General features: G+C 61.3%; 14 protein-coding genes and 2 pseudogenes. 10 read left to right on the forward strand and 6 right to left on the reverse strand.

Going from position 1 to position 16,301, the window contains the following annotated elements:
- Window positions 1–64 precede the first annotated feature (64 nt).
- On the forward strand, window positions 65–1,417 hold the full coding sequence (locus J4E63_RS04195; RefSeq protein ID WP_060738845.1) for a GntP family permease: 1,353 nt from the start codon (window positions 65–67) through the stop codon (window positions 1,415–1,417).
- A gap of 167 nt (window positions 1,418–1,584) precedes the next feature.
- Here J4E63_RS04195 and alaC read toward each other — a convergent pair.
- Window positions 1,585–2,801, reverse strand: a pseudogene (gene alaC, locus J4E63_RS04200) (alanine transaminase).
- A 208-nt stretch (window positions 2,802–3,009) separates the two neighbouring features.
- On the opposite strand from alaC, the gene J4E63_RS04205 reads away from it, so the two are divergent.
- Both J4E63_RS04205 and J4E63_RS04210 read left to right on the forward strand, forming a co-directional pair.
- Window positions 3,010–3,672, forward strand: coding sequence for a LysE family translocator (locus tag J4E63_RS04205; protein ID WP_060738843.1), 663 nt, complete (start codon window positions 3,010–3,012; stop codon window positions 3,670–3,672).
- Window positions 3,673–3,752: 80 nt separating this feature from the next.
- Window positions 3,753–4,241 carry a GyrI-like domain-containing protein gene (locus J4E63_RS04210; RefSeq protein ID WP_192262235.1) on the forward strand — a complete coding sequence of 163 codons (489 nt, stop codon included), beginning with the start codon at window positions 3,753–3,755 and terminating at the stop codon, window positions 4,239–4,241.
- Window positions 4,242–4,374: 133 nt separating this feature from the next.
- On the opposite strand, the gene J4E63_RS04215 is transcribed toward J4E63_RS04210, so the two are convergent.
- Window positions 4,375–4,860: a GNAT family N-acetyltransferase gene (locus tag J4E63_RS04215; protein ID WP_060738841.1), complete on the reverse strand. Its 486-nt coding sequence runs from the start codon at window positions 4,858–4,860 to the stop codon at window positions 4,375–4,377.
- A 140-nt stretch (window positions 4,861–5,000) separates the two neighbouring features.
- Between J4E63_RS04215 and J4E63_RS04220 the strand changes: the two genes are divergently transcribed.
- The 4 genes and pseudogenes from J4E63_RS04220 to J4E63_RS04235 all read left to right on the forward strand — a co-directional run bounded on the left by J4E63_RS04220 (window position 5,001) and on the right by J4E63_RS04235 (window position 7,256).
- Complete coding sequence (locus J4E63_RS04220; RefSeq protein WP_207281197.1) at window positions 5,001–5,435, forward strand: SgcJ/EcaC family oxidoreductase; 435 nt, start codon at window positions 5,001–5,003, stop codon at window positions 5,433–5,435.
- Window positions 5,436–5,502: 67 nt separating this feature from the next.
- Complete coding sequence (locus J4E63_RS04225) at window positions 5,503–5,847, forward strand: YciI family protein (protein ID WP_060738839.1); 345 nt, start codon at window positions 5,503–5,505, stop codon at window positions 5,845–5,847.
- A gap of 75 nt (window positions 5,848–5,922) precedes the next feature.
- Window positions 5,923–6,018, forward strand: a pseudogene (locus J4E63_RS04230) (polyketide cyclase); the annotation flags it as partial.
- Window positions 6,018–7,256 (forward strand): RNA polymerase sigma factor, encoded by a 1,239-nt coding sequence (locus J4E63_RS04235; protein ID WP_207281198.1) that lies wholly within the window; start codon window positions 6,018–6,020, stop codon window positions 7,254–7,256. The pseudogene J4E63_RS04230 and the gene J4E63_RS04235, both read left to right, overlap by 1 nt.
- 564 nt (window positions 7,257–7,820) lie before the next feature.
- Here the strand turns inward: J4E63_RS04235 and J4E63_RS04240 are convergent.
- The 4 genes from J4E63_RS04240 to J4E63_RS04255 all read right to left on the reverse strand — a co-directional run bounded on the left by J4E63_RS04240 (window position 7,821) and on the right by J4E63_RS04255 (window position 13,146).
- Window positions 7,821–9,164: an imelysin family protein gene (locus J4E63_RS04240; RefSeq protein WP_060738837.1), complete on the reverse strand. Its 1,344-nt coding sequence runs from the start codon at window positions 9,162–9,164 to the stop codon at window positions 7,821–7,823.
- 259 nt (window positions 9,165–9,423) lie between these two features.
- Window positions 9,424–11,475, reverse strand: a complete 2,052-nt coding sequence (locus J4E63_RS04245; protein ID WP_207281199.1) for a bifunctional diguanylate cyclase/phosphodiesterase — start codon at window positions 11,473–11,475, stop codon at window positions 9,424–9,426.
- Window positions 11,476–11,771: 296 nt separating this feature from the next.
- A complete protein-coding gene (locus tag J4E63_RS04250) occupies window positions 11,772–12,368 on the reverse strand; it encodes a superoxide dismutase (RefSeq protein WP_060738835.1) in 597 nt (198 codons plus the stop codon).
- A 175-nt stretch (window positions 12,369–12,543) separates the two neighbouring features.
- Window positions 12,544–13,146: a LysE/ArgO family amino acid transporter gene (locus J4E63_RS04255; RefSeq protein WP_092203858.1), complete on the reverse strand. Its 603-nt coding sequence runs from the start codon at window positions 13,144–13,146 to the stop codon at window positions 12,544–12,546.
- A gap of 97 nt (window positions 13,147–13,243) precedes the next feature.
- Between J4E63_RS04255 and J4E63_RS04260 the strand changes: the two genes are divergently transcribed.
- The 3 genes from J4E63_RS04260 to J4E63_RS04270 all read left to right on the forward strand — a co-directional run bounded on the left by J4E63_RS04260 (window position 13,244) and on the right by J4E63_RS04270 (window position 16,170).
- Window positions 13,244–14,152 carry a LysR family transcriptional regulator ArgP gene (locus tag J4E63_RS04260; RefSeq protein ID WP_092329047.1) on the forward strand — a complete coding sequence of 303 codons (909 nt, stop codon included), beginning with the start codon at window positions 13,244–13,246 and terminating at the stop codon, window positions 14,150–14,152.
- A gap of 43 nt (window positions 14,153–14,195) precedes the next feature.
- Window positions 14,196–15,188, forward strand: coding sequence for an NAD(P)-dependent oxidoreductase (locus J4E63_RS04265; RefSeq protein WP_207281200.1), 993 nt, complete (start codon window positions 14,196–14,198; stop codon window positions 15,186–15,188).
- A 106-nt stretch (window positions 15,189–15,294) separates the two neighbouring features.
- Window positions 15,295–16,170, forward strand: a complete 876-nt coding sequence (locus J4E63_RS04270; protein ID WP_207281201.1) for an ATPase — start codon at window positions 15,295–15,297, stop codon at window positions 16,168–16,170.
- Window positions 16,171–16,301: the final 131 nt, after the last annotated feature.

The raw sequence follows: 16,301 nt of genomic DNA on the forward strand, positions 1-16,301 counted from the left end.
GCGCTGTCCCGACGACTCATAAATAACTGCTTCAATAACAACAACAAATCAGGAGACACCTCCCATGTTCGGCATGTCCCACGAGACGTTCCTACTGCTTGATGCAGTGGTCACGGTGATCGGACTCATCGTCCTCATCACCAAGTTCAAATTCCACCCGTTCATTGCGCTGACCATCGCCGCCGCGTTCCTCGGCCTGACGTCGGGCATGCCGACCGGCACCATCATCAAGGCGTTCCAGGACGGCTTCGGTGGCGTGCTGGGCTTTGTCGGCATCATCCTGGCGCTGGGCACGATGCTCGGCAAAATGATGGCCGAGTCGGGCGGGGCCGATCAGATCGCCCAGACCCTGATCCGCGCCTTCGGCAAGGACAAGGTGCAGTGGGCGATGATGTTCGCCGCCTTCCTGGTGGGCATCCCGCTGTTCTTCGAAATCGGCTTCGTGCTGCTGATCCCGCTGGTGTTCATCGTCGCGCGCCGCACCGGCGTGTCGATCATCAAGATCGGTATCCCGCTGCTGGCCGGTCTTTCCGCGGTCCACGGCCTGGTGCCGCCGCACCCGGGGCCGTTGCTGGCGATTGGCATATTTGGCGCTGACATCGGCAAGACCATTCTCTATGGCCTGATCGTCGCGCTGCCGACCGCCATCATTGCCGGCCCGATCTTCGGTACGTTCATTGCCAAGCACATCCCCGGCCATCCGAACCAGGAGCTGGTGGACCAACTGGCCCGCGAGACGAGCGCCGCCGAGCTGCCAAGCTTCAGCATCACCTTGATCACCGTGCTGTCGCCGGTGTTCCTGATGCTGCTCAAGACCTTCGCTGACGTGGCGCTGCCCGACGGCAACCTCTTCCGTGCCTGGATGGACATGATCGGCCACCCGATCTCGGCCTTGCTGCTGGCGTTGTTGCTGTCGCTGTACACCTTCGGCTACAAGCAGGGCATCGGTTCCAGCCAGATGCTCAAATGGCTGGACGCCAGCCTTGCGCCGACCGCCGCGATCATCCTGATCATCGGTGCCGGTGGTGGCTTCAAGCAGATGCTGGTCACCAGCGGCGTGGGCGATGTGATCGGTCACATGGCGGTGAGTGCGCAGATCTCGCCGATCCTGCTGGCGTGGCTGGTGGCCGCAGTGATCCGTATCGCCACAGGTTCGGCGACGGTGGCGACCATTACCGGTGCCGGTATCGTGGTGCCGGTGGTGGGGATGATGCCGGGTGTGAACCGTGAGCTGCTGGTGCTGGCGACCGGTGCCGGTTCGTTGATCCTGTCCCACGTCAACGATGCGGGTTTCTGGCTGGTCAAGCAGTACTTCAACATGACCGTGGCCGAGACCTTCAAGACCTGGACCGCGATGGAAACCATCCTGTCGGTGGTGGGGTTGATCTTTATCCTGCTGCTGTCGCTGGTGGTCTAACCGACAACCTATAACCCATTGTGGGAGCGAGCTTGCTCGCGATAGCGGACTTACAGTCGATACTTGGCTGACTGTTGTACCGCTATCGCGAGCAAGCTCGCTCCCACACTGGTTTCGGGTGATCAGTAGAGCCAAGGCGGGAGCCAACCCCCGCCGCTGGTTTTAGGTCAGGCGTTAGGTTTGCTTACCAACCCATCCGCCCTGAACATCCCACGGATCCCACGCACCGCCTGGCGAATCCGGTCCTGGTTCTCGATCAGCGCAAAGCGCACGTGATCATCCCCATACTCCCGAACCCCACCCCCGGCGAGACGCAGACCTTGGCTTCGGCCAGCAGCTTCTTGGCAAACTCCAGCGACCCCAAGTGCGCATAGGCCTCGGGAATCTTGGCCCAGACGTACATCGACGCCTTGGGGTTTTCCACCTTCCAGCCCAGCTCATGCAGGCCCTTGACCAGCACGTTGCGGCGCTGGCGGTACTGCTCGGCGATGTCGCGCACACATTGCTGGTCGCCTTCGAGGGCGGCGATGGCGGCCACTTGCAGCGGCGTGAAGGTGCCGTAGTCGTGGTAGCTCTTGATCCGCGCCAGGGCGTTGACCAGTTCCGGGTTGCCCACCATGAACCCGATGCGCCAGCCGGCCATGTTGTAGCTCTTGGACAGGGTGAAGAACTCCACCGCGATGTCTTTCGCGCCCGGCACTTGCATGATCGACGGGGCTTTCCAGCCGTCATACACGATGTCGGCGTAGGCCAGGTCGTGGATCACCAGCACGTCGTACTGCTTGGCCAGGGCGATGACCCGCTCGAAGAAGTCCAGCTCCACGCACTGGGCGGTGGGGTTGGATGGGAAGCCGAGGATCATCATCTTCGGCTTGGGGATCGAGCCGCGAATGGCCCGCTCCAGTTCGTCGAAGAAGTCCACCCCAGGCACCAACGGCACCGAGCGCACCTGGGCGCCGGCGATCACCGCGCCGTAGATGTGGATCGGATAGCTGGGGTTGGGCACCAGCACCGTGTCGCCCTGGTCCAGGGTGGCCAGCATCAGGTGGGCCAGGCCTTCCTTGGAACCGATGGTGACAATGGCTTCGGTTTCCGGGTCGATGTCCACCTCATAGCGGTCCTTGTACCAGCGCGAAATGGCGCGGCGCAGGCGCGGGATGCCTTTGGAGGTGGAATAACCGTGGGTGTCTTCACGCTGGGCGACGGTGACCAGTTTTTCCACGATGTGTGGAGGCGTGGCGCCGTCGGGATTACCCATGCTCAAGTCGATGATGTCTTCGCCGCGCCGACGCGCAGCCATCTTCAGCTCGGCAGTGATATTGAATACATACGGGGGGAGTCGATCGATGCGCGCAAAGCGGCGCGGCGAACCTTGTTCGGCCATTGTTGCCTCGAGATACGTGAGCGCCCGGAACCGTCCGAGCGACGTTGGCCACTGCGGTGGCCTGCGGCGCAAGATAATCGGGCGGATGTCGGATTGTCCAGTAGCCGCGGCGAACTATTTTCGACGACACTGTCGCCCTGGCCGCGGCGCCATCGATGGTCGCAGCGGCTTGTTGAACCTGTCTCACCCAATCCTGATGGAACGAATGATGGAATTTTCCAGCGGCTTCCTGCTGAGCCTTTCGCTGTGCCTGGACATTGGCGTGGCCAATATCGCGATGATCACCCTGGCGATGCAGCGCGGCTATTTCCAGGGGTTCGCCCTGGGCCTGGGCACCTGCGTGGGCGATCTGATCTACGCCGTCCTGGCCTTGGCCGGCATGACCGTGCTGCTGCAATACGAAGCGGTGCGCTGGGTGCTGTGGGTCGGCGGCTCAGTGCTGTTGCTGTACTTCGCGGCCAAGATGATCCACTCGGCGATCTATCACAGCGCGGTATTGGCCGAGGCCGGTGAAGTGCAGGGCAACTCTTCGCGCCAGGAGTTCTTGCGCGGGATTTTCCTGGCCATGTCATCGCCCAGTGCCATCCTCTGGTTCGCGGCGGTGGGCGGTACGCTGATCGCCCGTTCGGGCGGCGGAACCTTGCTCAGCTCGGCGCTGTTTCTCAGTGGTTTCCTCTGCGCCGGGCTGCTGTGGTGCGCGGCTTTGTGCCTGGCGGCGACCCAGGGTGGCAAACTGTTGGGGGATAAATTGTTGCGTTATTCCTATTGGGCATCCGCCGCGATCTTCTGTTATTTCGCGGTGTACGTGATTGTTTCTGGCTACAACGAGTTTGTAGGTAGCGCCGTCACCGCGGCCCTGCCTGGCATCTGACAAGCGAAACGGCCCTGGCAATCACGGTTTGGCTTCTATACTGCCAAGCCCGACTTCACGTTTTGCTGGAGTGTTGCCGCATGGAAAAGCCCGAACGCGATTACACAGCCGTGCCACGCTTTGAACAGGGACGTTTTCAGCTCATCGCCGGCTTTGGTGCTCGGTTTACCCAGGACACCGCCCAAGACATCCCTTTGCTCTGGGAAAAGTTCCTGCCCTGGCTCGGCAAGGTGCCAGGGCAGAAAGATGAAGTGACCTACGGTGTGTGTTGCAACCCGGACGGGAAGGGTGGGTTCGAATACATCGCCGGCGTGGAAATCAGCCGGCTCGACGATTTGCCGGAGCAATATCGCTGGATCGAAATCCAGCCAGGCCATTACGCGGTCTTCGAACACAAAGGGCCATTGAAAAAACTGCCGGATACGTTCCAATACATCTGGAAAGAGTGGCTGCCCCATTCCGGTTACGAAGCGGCGGATCAGCCTGAATTCGAGCGCTACAGCGAAGACTTCAACCCCAGAACCGGCCAAGGCACCCTGGAGATCTGGATCCCGCTCAAGCCAAGCTGATCGGGCAGTCCCCTGTGGGAGCGAGCTTGCTCGCGATAGCGTCAGGTCAGCCACTTTGATGTTGACTGAAACACCTCTATCGCGAGCAAGCTCGCTCCCACATTCAGCGCCTATCGATCGTTGATTCTGTTTGTCAGAACACCAACCCCATCCGCCGCTCATAACCGATGCGGCCCTTGTAGGCTTCGCCACTGTCGACCCAGCCCAGGCGGGCGTACAGGCCAATGGCCGAGACGTTATCGGGATCGACCGAGAGCTCCAATCCGTGGATGTCCGGCCAGGCGGCTCGTGCCACGGCGGGCAGCGCCTGCAGGCAGGCCTTGCCATACCCTTTGCCCTGGGCCCGGTGGTCGACTTGCAAGGCATGCAGGGTGGCGCTGTGTTCGTTGGCCCAGGCCGGCAGTACCGGCGGGCGCTTGAGCAGCAGGAAAGCCACTGGCACGTCCCCAGCCAATAGCGCAAAGCCTTTGACCCCCGGGCCGGGCCGGGACAGCAGCATGTGCAGGGCGCCATGAATATCGCCGGCGAACTTGATCTGTTCGGGGTGGAGTTCGATGGCGCTGACCTGTTCACGTTGCAGCGCGGTCAGGTCTTCGTAGGGGACGAGTCGAGCGGTCACAGAAACGTCCAATGTGTGCCGGCAGAATAGGACTTGGATTCTAGCGAATTTTCTCTTTGAATTATTTTTGTTGGATTGTCGATTCGCTGTTTCTCCAAACGACAAAGGGTGTCTTCAACAAAAAACTGCGGAGAATCACCATGAATACCCAAGCCACTGAAACCCAGATCCAGGCCTTGATCGACACTTACCGCCAGGCCGTCATGGCCAAGGACGTCGATAAAGTCATGGCGCTCTATGACGAGAGCATTGTCTCGTTCGATGCCATCCAGGCCCTGCAATTCAAGGGCAAGACCGCTTACCGGGCCCATTGGCAAGCGTGTATGGAAATGTGCCCCGGTCCGCACAAGTTCGACTTTCATCAGGTCAAGATTACCCCGGCCGACAACATCGCCTTTGCCCACTGGCTGGCCTATTGCGGCGGCACCAACGAGAAAGGCGAGGAACAGGCCTGCTGGATGCGTGTGACGGCCTGTTACCAGCGTGTAGACGGACAATGGCGGATCGTCCATGAACATTGGTCCGCTCCGTTCGACCCGATGGCCGGGACGGCGCTGTTCGACCTGCAACCCTGATCGTCGGTTTTTTCGCCGAGCGTCATTCTGCCGTCCATAGTTGATCTGTCCGAACACGGAGCCTTCCATGAAGTACCTATGCCTGGTGTATAGCAACGAACAGACGCTGCACAACTCGCCCGACAGCCCGGAGGACGCCGAATGCATGGCCTATGCCGAATCGATCCAGGGCAGTGGGCGCATGCTGGCCGCCGAAGCCCTGGAGTCGGTACAGACCGCCACCACGGTGCGCATGCGTGGCGGCAAGCTGTCGATCACCGACGGCCCGTTCGCCGAAACCAAGGAGCAACTGGCGGGCTTCTACCTGATCGACGCCAAGGACCTCAACGAAGCCATCCAGGTCGCTGGCAATATCCCGGCGGCCCGGGTCGGCTGCGTTGAAGTGCGACCGGTACGCCAACTGAACCCCTGAACAACAATCACAAGCAGGATTTCATTCATGAACCTCACAGCTGCCCCTTACGCGTTATCCGTCAGCCGGGTAATCGATCGCCAGGCACACGACGCCATGGGTTTCCCTGAGGGTTGGGGCCAGAGCCTGGGCCGGCTTGAGACACTGGTTACCCAAGGCATGCCCGACTGATGTCGGTCGAAACGGTCAAGGCGCGGGTCGAGCAGGTTTATCGGCAAGACTCGCGGCGGATCCTGGCGACGCTGATTCGCCTGCTGGGTGACTTCGATCTGGCGGAAGAGGCTTTGCACGAGGCCTTTTTCATTGCGGTCGAGCGCTGGCAGCGCGACGGTGTGCCGGACAACCCACGGGCCTGGCTGGTGTCTGCCGGGCGCTTCAAGGCCATCGACAGTTTGCGCCGGCGCGCGCGTTTCGCCGCGTCCCAACCGTTGTTGATCGCTCAACTCGAAGCGCTGGAGCAGGACCCGTGGAGTGACGAAGACGTGGAAGACGATCGCCTGCGGCTGATTTTTACCTGTTGCCACCCGGCCCTGGCGGCGGATGCCCAGGTGCCCCTGACGCTACGGGAAGTCTGCGACCTGACCACCGAGCAAATCGCCCGGGCGTTTCTCGCCGCCCCGGCGGCCATTGCCCAGCGCATCGTGCGGGCCAAGGCGAAAATCCGCGATGCCAGGATCCCCTATCAGGTGCCGTCCCGCGCGGAACTGCCGGAGCGGCTGGACAGCGTTCTGCGGGTGATCTACCTGGTGTTCAACGAAGGGTATTCGGCCTCGATGGGCGCCGAGCTGACTCGCGAAGACCTGACGCGCGAAGCCATCCGTCTCGGGCGTCTGCTGATGGAGTTGCTGCCCGAGGCCGAGGTCATGGGGTTGCTGGCGTTGATGCTGCTGCACGAATCCCGGCGCCCGGCGCGAACGTCGTCGACCGGTGAACTGATTCTGCTGGATGAGCAGGTGCGATCCTTATGGGATGCCGAGCTGATCGCCGAGGGCTGTGCGTGGGTGGAAGCCGCGTTGAAAACCCGACGGTTCGGGCCGTACTGCCTGCAAGCGGCGATTGCGGCGGTGCATGCCGAAGCGCCGACGGCAGAGCAGACCGACTGGCCGCAGATCGTCGGGCTTTATGATGTGCTGCTGCGGGCCGTGCCGTCGCCGGTGATCGAACTCAACCGCGCCGCCGCCCTGGCCAAGTGCGACGGACCACAGGAAGGGCTGCGCCTGGTTGACGGGATACTCGCCAGGGGTGATTTGACGGACTATCACCTGGCCCACTCGGCGCGGGCGGAGTTCTGTCGGCAGTTGGGACGGGTGGACGAGGCGAGGGCCGCGTACCGACGCGCGCTCGAACTGACGCAGCAGTTGCCGGAACGGCGGTTTATCGAAGGGCGGCTTGCCGGGTTGCAGCCATGAACCACAGTGACGCCCCTTGTGGGAGCGAGCTTGCTCGCGATAGCGGAAGATCAGACACATCAAATGTCGACTGATATGCCCTCATCGCGAGCAAGCTCGCTCCCACAAGGGCAGTGATGACTGATCTCGCATTTTCGAAACACCAGAAACCACTGTGGGAGCGAGCTTGCTCGCGATAGCGGTAAACCAGCCAACATCAAAATCGACTGATAGACCCCTATCGCGAGCAAGCTCGCTCCCACAAGGGCAGTGATGACTGATCTCGCATTTTCGAAACACCAGAAACCACTGTGGGAGCGAGCTTGCTCGCGATAGCGGTAGACCAGCCAACATCAAAATCGACTGATAGACCCCTATCGCGAGCAAGCTCGCTCCCACAAGGGTAGTGATGACTGATCTCGCATTTTCGAAACACCAGAAACTACTGTGGGAGCGAGCTTGCTCGCGATAGCGGTAGACCAGCCAACATCAAAATCGACTGATAGACCCCTATCGCGAGTAAGCTCGCTCCCACAGGTTTTGTGGCTTGGCTGGCTGCGTTGACCCGCAGCCAGCCGGCGTTGATCAGAACTCGTGATCAGCGTTATCCGGGTTCAGGTCGCTGATGCCCAGTTTGCCCGCAGCCTGTTCGATCGAACCGGTCTGCTTGACCAGCGCGGCGATGGCGTCGCGCACGATCTGGTTACCGGCAGTGTTGCCGGCGGCGATCAACTGGTCGTAGTGCTCACCCTTGTTGGCGTGATCGACCATGACCTGGATCTTGGCTTCGGTGTCGGCCAGGTCGGCCTTGAGCGCGGTGTCCGCGGCCGGGTCGGCCTTGGCGACCAGGGACGACAGGCTGGCGCCGGTCATCTTGGTGCCGTCGACACGGGTGTATTCGCCCAGATACACGTTACGCACGCCCTTGGCATCGTAGAAATGCGAGTTGTGGGTGTTGTCGCTGAAGCAATCCTGTTCGTCTTCCGGCGAGTTGGCTTCCAGGGACACCTTCATGCGCTCGCCCGCCAGTTCACCCAGGGACAGGCTGCCCATGCCGAACAGCATCTTGCGCAGGCCACTTTCGGCCGGCTCGGCTTCCAGGGTGGCGCGGTAGTTGTCGGCCACGTTCGGCTTCCAGTTGCCGACCATTTCCTGCAGGTCATTGACCAGCAGTTGGGTCACGGACTTGAGGTAGGCACGACGACGGTCGTTGTGGCCGCCAGTGGCACCGGCGCCTTCCAGGTAATCCGAAGCGGGGCGATTGCCGGCGCCCGGGCCGGTGCCGTTGAGGTCCTGGCCCCACAGCAGGAATTCGATGGCGTGGTAGCCGGTGGCGACGTTGGCCTCGGAACCCCCCAGCTCGTTCAGGCTGGCGAGTTTTTCCGGGGTGATGTCCTTGACGTCGACCTTGTCTTCGCCAACCTGGACTTCGGTATTGGCGATGATGTTGGCGGTGGCGCCCGGGTTACCCAAGGCGTGCTCGTAGGATTTGTCGACGTAGTCGATCAGGCCTTCGTCCAGGGGCCAGGCGTTCACCTGGCCTTCCCAGTCGTCGATGATGGTGTTGCCGAAGCGGAACACTTCGCTTTGCAGGTACGGCACGCGTGCGGCGACCCAGGCAGCCTTGGCGGCTTTCAAGGTGTCGGCGTTCGGCTTGGCCAGGAACGCGTCGACGGCGGTTTGCAGGGTCTTCGCAGTGGATTCGGCATCGCTGTAGACGGCATAGACGATGTCGGCATAGTGCGCGACAACGGCCTTGGCGGCGGCTTCGTCGACTTTGCCGGCGGCAGCAGGGGCGACCGGTGCCGAGGTGCTGGCGGCCGGCGTTGGCGCTTGCGGCGCGGCGGCCTTGTCTTTGCCTTCGCCGCAACCGGCGAGGGAAATAGCGATGGCCAGCAGACTGGCGGTAGCCAGGGGCATACGAATCATGGCGAACATCCTGCTTCGGTGATGGATGGGACAGGCGCGAGGGTGCGCAAAAACTGCGACATAATGCGAAAGATTTGCATTATGTGTAAAGGGTTATGGTTGTAAATATTTCTTATTTAATGAAGGGGTCGGCAGCGTCTGTAGGAGCCGCCGAGCGAAGCGAGGCTGCGATCTTTCCACTGCCAATTGAGTCTGGAGCGAAAGATCAACAGATCGCAGGCTTCGCCAGCTCCTACAGGAACGTGGCAGAAGAGAGGAATCAGAGGATGGATACCTTGCTGCGCTCGGCCTGCTTCAGGTAAAGGCCCAATTCCCGTGCCGGCAGTGGTTTGCTGTAGTAGTAGCCCTGACCTTCGTGGCAGCCCTCGGCGATGATGTAGGCTTCCTGCTCGACCGTCTCGACGCCCTCGGCAATGACCTGCATCCCCAGGCTCTTGCCCAATTGGATGATGGCCCGGACGATGGTTGCGTCGTCTTCGTCGTCGAGCAGGTCCTGGACGAAGCTCTTGTCGATCTTGATCTTGTCCAGCGGCAGGCTCTTGAGGTAGCTCAGGGACGAATAGCCGGTGCCGAAGTCATCGATGGCAATCAGCGCTCCGGAGCGACGCAGGCTCAGCAAGTGCTGGGCCGCGGTGGTGATGTCTTCCATCAGGCCGGTCTCGGTGACTTCCAGCTCCAGGCTGCGCGGCGGCAGCCGGTACATCTGCAGGAGATTGTTCACCACCCGTGGCAGTTCGGCGTGGTGCAATTGCACAGTCGACAGGTTGACCGCCATGCGCAGGTCGAGGAAACCCTGGTCGTGCCATTCGCGCAATTGCCTGCACGCCTGGTCCAGCACCCATTCACCGATGGCGATGATGGTGCCGTTCTGCTCGGCCAGGGGAATGAACAGGTCCGGCGGCACCAGGCCGTGCTCGGGGTGGTGCCAGCGGATCAGGGCTTCAGTGCCCACTACCCGCAGGTCGCGGTAGCTGATCTGTGGCTGGTACACCAGGGTGAACTGCTCGCGGGCCAGGGCCTCGCGCAGGTCTTTTTCCAGTTCGCGACGGCGGCGCATCTCGCTGTCGACGCTGGCAATGTAGAACTGGTAGCGATTGCGCGAGCGGCTCTTGGCCAGGGTCATGGTCTGCTCGGCTTTCTGCAACAGTTTCTCGGTGCTGTCGCCGTCTTCGGGGAAAAGGGTGATGCCGATGGTGGCCCGCAGGCGGATTTGCTGATCGTCGATGGCGAACGGTGCTTCCAGGTCATCGAGGATGCTCTGGGCCAGTTCGGCGGCCTCGTAAGGCTGTTCGATGTCGGCCTGGACCAGGGCGAACTGGTCGCCCCCCAGTCGCGCCAGTGCGCCGAGCCGCCCACTGTGGGCCCGCAGGCGATCGGCCAGGGCCAGCAGCAACTGATCGCCGGTCTGATAGCTGAACTGTTCGTTGATGCCCTTGAAATCATCCAGCCCTACACACAACACCGCCACCCGACGTTGCAGGCGTCCGGCGTCCACCAGGATCTTGTCCAGTTGCTGTTGAAGTTGCTGGCGGTTGGGCAGACCGGTGAGAAAGTCGTACTGGGCCATTCGCAGCAGGCTGTTTTCCGCTTCGTGACGCAGGTGCGTGTTGCGCTCGATGGATTCGAGCAGTTGGTTGGCCGTGTTGATCCACAGGCCCAGTTCGTTTTGCTCGTGGCCGCGCAACTGCGGGATCTTGTGCGCACTGGGGCGATCGGGGTTGATTTCGGTCAGGTGCTCAATGATCCGCGACAACGGCTTGGTCAGCAGCCAGTGATAGACCAGGTACAGCACCAGGCCCATGGCCAGGGCCCGCAGCATTCCGGAGATGAAGATGATCACCGAGCTGACGATGAAGCCCTCGCCGTAGGTGGCCGTGTCGAGGGTAATGCTCAGGTCGCCGTAATATTCGCTGTAGGGGCCACGTCCCACCAGCTGCGTGGTGAAGGTGCGCTCCTTGCCCAGGATCAGGTCGGTCAGCCAGCGGCTTTCGGAGTCCTGCAAGGGGCGGGCTTTTTCGGCGAGCATGGTTTCGCGGGGATGGCCTATGGAAGCCATGCGCACGGCTTGGTCCTGGAACAGGCCTTCGATCACTTGCATGCCCATTTCCCGGTCCAGGCTATAGACGGCCTGGGTCGATGGATCGCGGAACATGTCGAGGATACGCTGGGCGTCACTGGCGACGGCCTGGTTGGTTTTGTAGGCATCGAACACGATCTGGGCGCAGCTCAAGACCATGCCAACGATCAATGCCGAGAGGAGCACGACCCGGAGCAACTTCACAGACAAGCTGTTCTTGAGTTCCAGCTTCAAAGAGTGGTTCCTTGTTCCGTGCGGGTAGCGTCAAGTTGCCATGAGTATTGGCAATCCTGTGATGTCAGTCAAAGGGACAATCAAACGCAAGGGTTTTCGCTTGAAACCTGACCGATATACGTTCTTTTCAGAGTGATTGCTCTACGACCATTGTGTCGGTTGAAAGGCACCGCAACTTGAGGCCTGTCGGGATTTTTTCTTGGGTTCCAGACACGAGGTATTTGGCTGGCGATCAATTTTTTCGCGCAAAAAAAAAACCCGGCACGGCGCCGGGTTTCCTTTGTCTGGCATCGAGCTTAGGCAGTGAAGGCTTTGCCTTCGAACTGCTCGGCGACGAATTTCCAGTTGACCAGGTTCCAGAACGCTTCGACGTATTTCGGACGAACGTTGCGGTAGTCAATGTAGTAGGCGTGTTCCCACACGTCGCAGGTCAGCAGCGGGGTGTCGCCGCTGGTCAGCGGGTTGCCGGCGCCGATGGTGCTGGCCAGGGCCAGGGAACCGTCAGCCTTTTTCACCAGCCAGCCCCAGCCGGAACCGAAGGTGCCGATGGACGTCTTGCTGAATTCTTCCTTGAACTTGTCGAACGAACCGAATGCCTTGTTGATGGCTTCAGCCAGGGCGCCGGTTGGTTGACCGCCGGCGTTTGGCGCCAGGCAGTTCCAGTAGAAGGTGTGGTTCCAGACCTGAGCGGCGTTGTTGAAGATACCGCCCGAGGAAGTCTTGACGATTTCTTCCAGGGTCTTGCCTTCGAACTCGGTGCCAGGCACCAGGTTGTTCAGGTTCACGACGTAGGTGTTGTGGTGCTTGTCGTGGTGGTATTCCAGTGTTTCTTTGGAAATGTGTGGCGCCAGTGCGTCGTGTGGATAGGGCAGCGGCGGCAATTCGAAAGCCATGGTGATTCTCCTAATCAGGTCAGTTGCGGTGAGCGCAAGGCCGATCACGGGCGGCCAGACTAGCGCCGGGGAGTTTGTACTCTTTGCGGCGCAGGAGTCGGATCATAGCACCGGGGGTGCGGCATAACCACGCAACAACTGTGTGGAATAGAGGTTCCAGAGCGGTTTGGAATAATCAGCCGGCGACAATCAATTGCATCGCCACGGTAAACATCATCACCGCCACCAACAGGTCCAGGATCCGCCAGGTGCTTGGACGGGCCAACCAGGGAGCCAGCCATGCGGCGCCGATGGCCAGGGTGAGGAACCACAGCAGCGAGGCACTGGCCGCGCCTACCACATAGGCGCCGGGCACGCTCTGCTGGGCACCGAGGGAGCCGATCAGCAGCACGGTGTCGAGGTAGACGTGGGGGTTGAGCAGCGTCACCGCCAGCGCGCTGAGCAAGACTGCCCGCAGCGAGCGCACAGCCTGGTTCTCACCCTGTTGCAGACTCTGCTTCGAACAGGCCCGGCGCAAGGCCAGGCTGCCGTACCAGAGCAGGAACGCCGCGCCGCCCCAACGGGCAATCGACAGCAGTAACGGACTCTGGGCGAGCAAGGTCGCCAAGCCGAACACCCCGGCGGCGACCAACAGGGCGTCGCAGGCGATGCACAGCGCCGCGACCGGCAAGTGGTGCTCGCGGCGCAGGCTCTGGGCCAGCACGAATGCGTTCTGGGCGCCGATGGCCATGATCAGCCCGAGGGCGACCAAGAGCCCGTTCACATAGCTTTGCCACATCGTTTTATCCCCGGTCAGTTGATGAATTGCTGGCCATTCTCCTGTGGCGAGTTGTATAAGAAAAACCAATATTGCTGATTGCTCATTAGGGAAACTGATGTTCGATTACAAATTGCTCTCTGCCCTGGCCGCCGTGGTCGAGCAGGCCGGTTTCGAGCGCGCGGCCCAAGTGCTGGGTTTGTCGCAATCGGCCATTTCCCAACGGATCAAACTGCTGGAGGCGCGTATCGGGCAGCCCGTTCTGGTGCGTGCCACACCGCCAGCGCCCACGGAAATAGGCCGTCGGTTGCTCAACCACGTGCAACAGGTGCGGCTGCTCGAGCGCGACCTGCAAAGCCTGGTGCCGGCGCTGGATGAAGAGGGGCTGCCGGAGCGTCTGCGCATCGCCTTGAACGCCGACAGCCTGGCAACCTGGTGGGCCGCTGCCGTGGGAGATTTCTGCGCCGACCATCACCTGTTGCTCGACCTGGTAGTAGAAGACCAGACCGTGGGCCTCAAACGCATGCGCGCCGGTGAAGTGGCGGCCTGTGTCTGCGCCAGCGAACGCCCGGTGGCGGGGGCTCGCAGCGTGTTGCTGGGGGCGATGCGCTACCGGGCGTTGGCCAGCCCGGCCTTCATCGCCCGGCACTTTCCCGACGGCGTGCGGGCCGATCAACTGGCTCGTACGCCGGCATTGGTGTTTGGCCCGGATGATTTCCTGCAGCATCGCTACCTTGCGTCCGTGGGCGTGGAGGGCGGTTTCGAGCATCATTTATGCCCCTCCTCCGAAGGTTTCATCCGTCTTGCCGAGGTGGGGTTGGGCTGGGGGCTGGTGCCAGAGCTGCAAGTGCGCGAACAGCTGGAACGAGGCGTGCTGGTGGAATTGTTGGCAGATAAACCGATCGATGTGCCGTTGTACTGGCATCATTGGCGCAATGGTGGGCAGTTGCTCGGCTTATTGACTGAGCGATTGATCGCAGCGGCAAGCAGCACGCTGCAAGCGGTAAGTGAAAAGCGCTTGGCTTGAAGCTTGTGGCTTGTAGCTCGAATCTGATTTTTTAGGAGCATGCATGAAGATTTTGGTCACCGGCGCAAGCGGCTTCATTGGCGGGCGCTTTGCGCGTTTCGCCCTGGAGCAGGGCCTGGATGTAAGGGTCAACGGTCGCCGGGCCGAGAGCGTGGAACATCTGGTGCGTCGCGGTGCGCAGTTCGTCCAAGGCGACCTGAACGACCCTCTGCTGGCCCGCGACCTGTGCCTGGATGTCGAGGCCGTGGTGCATTGCGCCGGCTCCGTGGGGCTGTGGGGCCGCTACCAGGACTTCCACCAGGGCAATGTCCAAGTCACGGAAAATGTCGTCGAAGCCTGTCTCAAACAGAAGGTGCGCCGCCTGGTTCATCTGTCCTCGCCGTCCATTTACTTCGACGGCCGTGACCACCTCGGGTTGACCGAAGAACAGGTGCCCAAGCGCTTCAAGCACCCTTACGCCGCCACCAAGTACCTGGCCGAGCAGAAAGTCTTCGGCGCCCAGGAGTTCGGCCTCGAAGTGCTGGCCCTGCGCCCGCGTTTCGTGACCGGTGCCGGTGACATGAGCATTTTCCCGCGTCTGCTGAAAATGCAGCGCAAGGGACGACTGGCCATTGTCGGCGACGGGTTGAACAAGGTGGACTTCACCAGTGTGCAGAACCTCAACGAAGCGTTGCTCAGCAGTCTGCTGGCCACCGATTCAGCCCTGGGCAAGGCCTACAACATCAGCAACGGTGTACCGGTCCCGCTGTGGGACGTGGTCAACTATGTGATGCGCCAGATGGAAGTCCCACAGGTCCGACGTTATCGCTCCTACGGCTTGGCTTACAGCGTCGCGGCCCTGAATGAAGGATTCTGCAAGTTGTGGCCAGGCCGCCCCGAACCGACGCTGTCGCGCCTGGGCATGCAGGTCATGAACAAAAATTTCACCTTGGATATCAGTCGCGCCCGGCATTATCTCGATTACGATCCGCAGGTCAGCCTGTGGACCGCCCTCGATGAATTTTGCGCCTGGTGGGGTGTCCAAACAGCCCGCTGATCGGCCCATCATGAACCGAGTGCCAGGTTCGGGGTCAATCGGTGCGGCGGGCGAGAGGGTTATACTCGCCGCATCAAGCCATTATCGGTTTCCCAAAGGTCGAACCATGCCCATGCGTAACGATGCCAACGACGACTTCGATGATGTACCGAGCCTGCGGATGCGGGCCGACATTCCCGATGACGATGATTTCATGCCCAGCCGCCAGCCCCACGTGCAAGCGCGCCCGGCGCCCGTTGCCGCGGCCAAGGTCAAGGGGGCCAGCACCGGGCCACTGTGGGCGTTGGTCGGCGCGCTGCTGTGTGCATTCGGTTTTCTGGCCTGGTGGAGCTTCCAGCAGATTTCCCTGATGGAGCAGCAACTGGTGGCGACCCAGGAAAGCTTCGCCCGGATCAGTGAGGATGCGGCGGGGCGCTTGCAGGACATTTCCGGCAAGGTGGTCGCCGGGCAGTCCAACGTCATGAGCGACAGTGAAGCCTTGAAGCTGCAGATCAAACAGTTGGACACCAAGCTGCAGGAACAGGGGCGGCAATTCGACGGCAAGCTGCAGGAGCAGTACAAACTGCAGCAGGCCACGTTCGGCCCCTCTGCCGACCTGGACAAGGAACTGGCCCAGCTCATCGCCCAGGCCTCGGAACAACAGAACACCAACACGCAGTTGCAAGCGTCCAACAAGGAACTCCAAGCCCAGGTCAAGGCGCTGGCGGCAGAAGTAGCCGCCCTGAAGAGCCAGGGCGAGGGTGGTGCCTTGGATGCCCAGCTCAAGAGCATCGGTGCTGATATCACCGCCCTGAAAAGAGCCACCTCCAACTCTGCCATCGACCGCCTGGAGCAGGACGTGATCGTGCTCAAGAGCCAGCAGGACAAGGGCGGCAACACGGCCGAGTTCGATGCCTTCCGCGGCCAGGTCACCCGTAACATCAACACCTTGCAGGCGCAGATCCAGAACTTGCAGCAGCAACTCCGCGCTGGGGCTCAATAAGCCGTTTGTGCGCGTCAGTGCGCATCATTTCTGAATGTGCCGCCGCTATCGCGAGCAAGCTCGCTCCCACAGGGTCAGCCCCTACAGTGTGGGAGCGAGCTTGCTCGCGATGACGTCCTGTCAGTCAATAT

This window comes from Pseudomonas sp. FW300-N2F2, assembly GCF_017351655.1.
Classification (GTDB): Bacteria; Pseudomonadota; Gammaproteobacteria; order Pseudomonadales; family Pseudomonadaceae; genus Aquipseudomonas; species Aquipseudomonas fluorescens_AA.

What these genes read in the sequence shown, in the direction of transcription:
- J4E63_RS04195 (WP_060738845.1), top strand. Translation starts at nt 65, where the DNA reads ATGTTCGGCATGTCCCACGAGACGTTCCTACTGCTTGATGCAGTGGTC.
- J4E63_RS04205 (WP_060738843.1), top strand. Translation starts at nt 3,010, where the DNA reads ATGGAATTTTCCAGCGGCTTCCTGCTGAGCCTTTCGCTGTGCCTGGAC.
- J4E63_RS04210 (WP_192262235.1), top strand. Translation starts at nt 3,753, where the DNA reads ATGGAAAAGCCCGAACGCGATTACACAGCCGTGCCACGCTTTGAACAG.
- J4E63_RS04220 (WP_207281197.1), top strand. Translation starts at nt 5,001, where the DNA reads ATGAATACCCAAGCCACTGAAACCCAGATCCAGGCCTTGATCGACACT.
- J4E63_RS04225 (WP_060738839.1), top strand. Translation starts at nt 5,503, where the DNA reads ATGAAGTACCTATGCCTGGTGTATAGCAACGAACAGACGCTGCACAAC.
- J4E63_RS04235 (WP_207281198.1), top strand. Translation starts at nt 6,018, where the DNA reads ATGTCGGTCGAAACGGTCAAGGCGCGGGTCGAGCAGGTTTATCGGCAA.
- J4E63_RS04240 (WP_060738837.1), bottom strand. Translation starts at nt 9,164, where the DNA reads ATGATTCGTATGCCCCTGGCTACCGCCAGTCTGCTGGCCATCGCTATT.
- J4E63_RS04250 (WP_060738835.1), bottom strand. Translation starts at nt 12,368, where the DNA reads ATGGCTTTCGAATTGCCGCCGCTGCCCTATCCACACGACGCACTGGCG.
- J4E63_RS04255 (WP_092203858.1), bottom strand. Translation starts at nt 13,146, where the DNA reads ATGTGGCAAAGCTATGTGAACGGGCTCTTGGTCGCCCTCGGGCTGATC.
- J4E63_RS04260 (WP_092329047.1), top strand. Translation starts at nt 13,244, where the DNA reads ATGTTCGATTACAAATTGCTCTCTGCCCTGGCCGCCGTGGTCGAGCAG.
- J4E63_RS04265 (WP_207281200.1), top strand. Translation starts at nt 14,196, where the DNA reads ATGAAGATTTTGGTCACCGGCGCAAGCGGCTTCATTGGCGGGCGCTTT.
- J4E63_RS04270 (WP_207281201.1), top strand. Translation starts at nt 15,295, where the DNA reads ATGCCCATGCGTAACGATGCCAACGACGACTTCGATGATGTACCGAGC.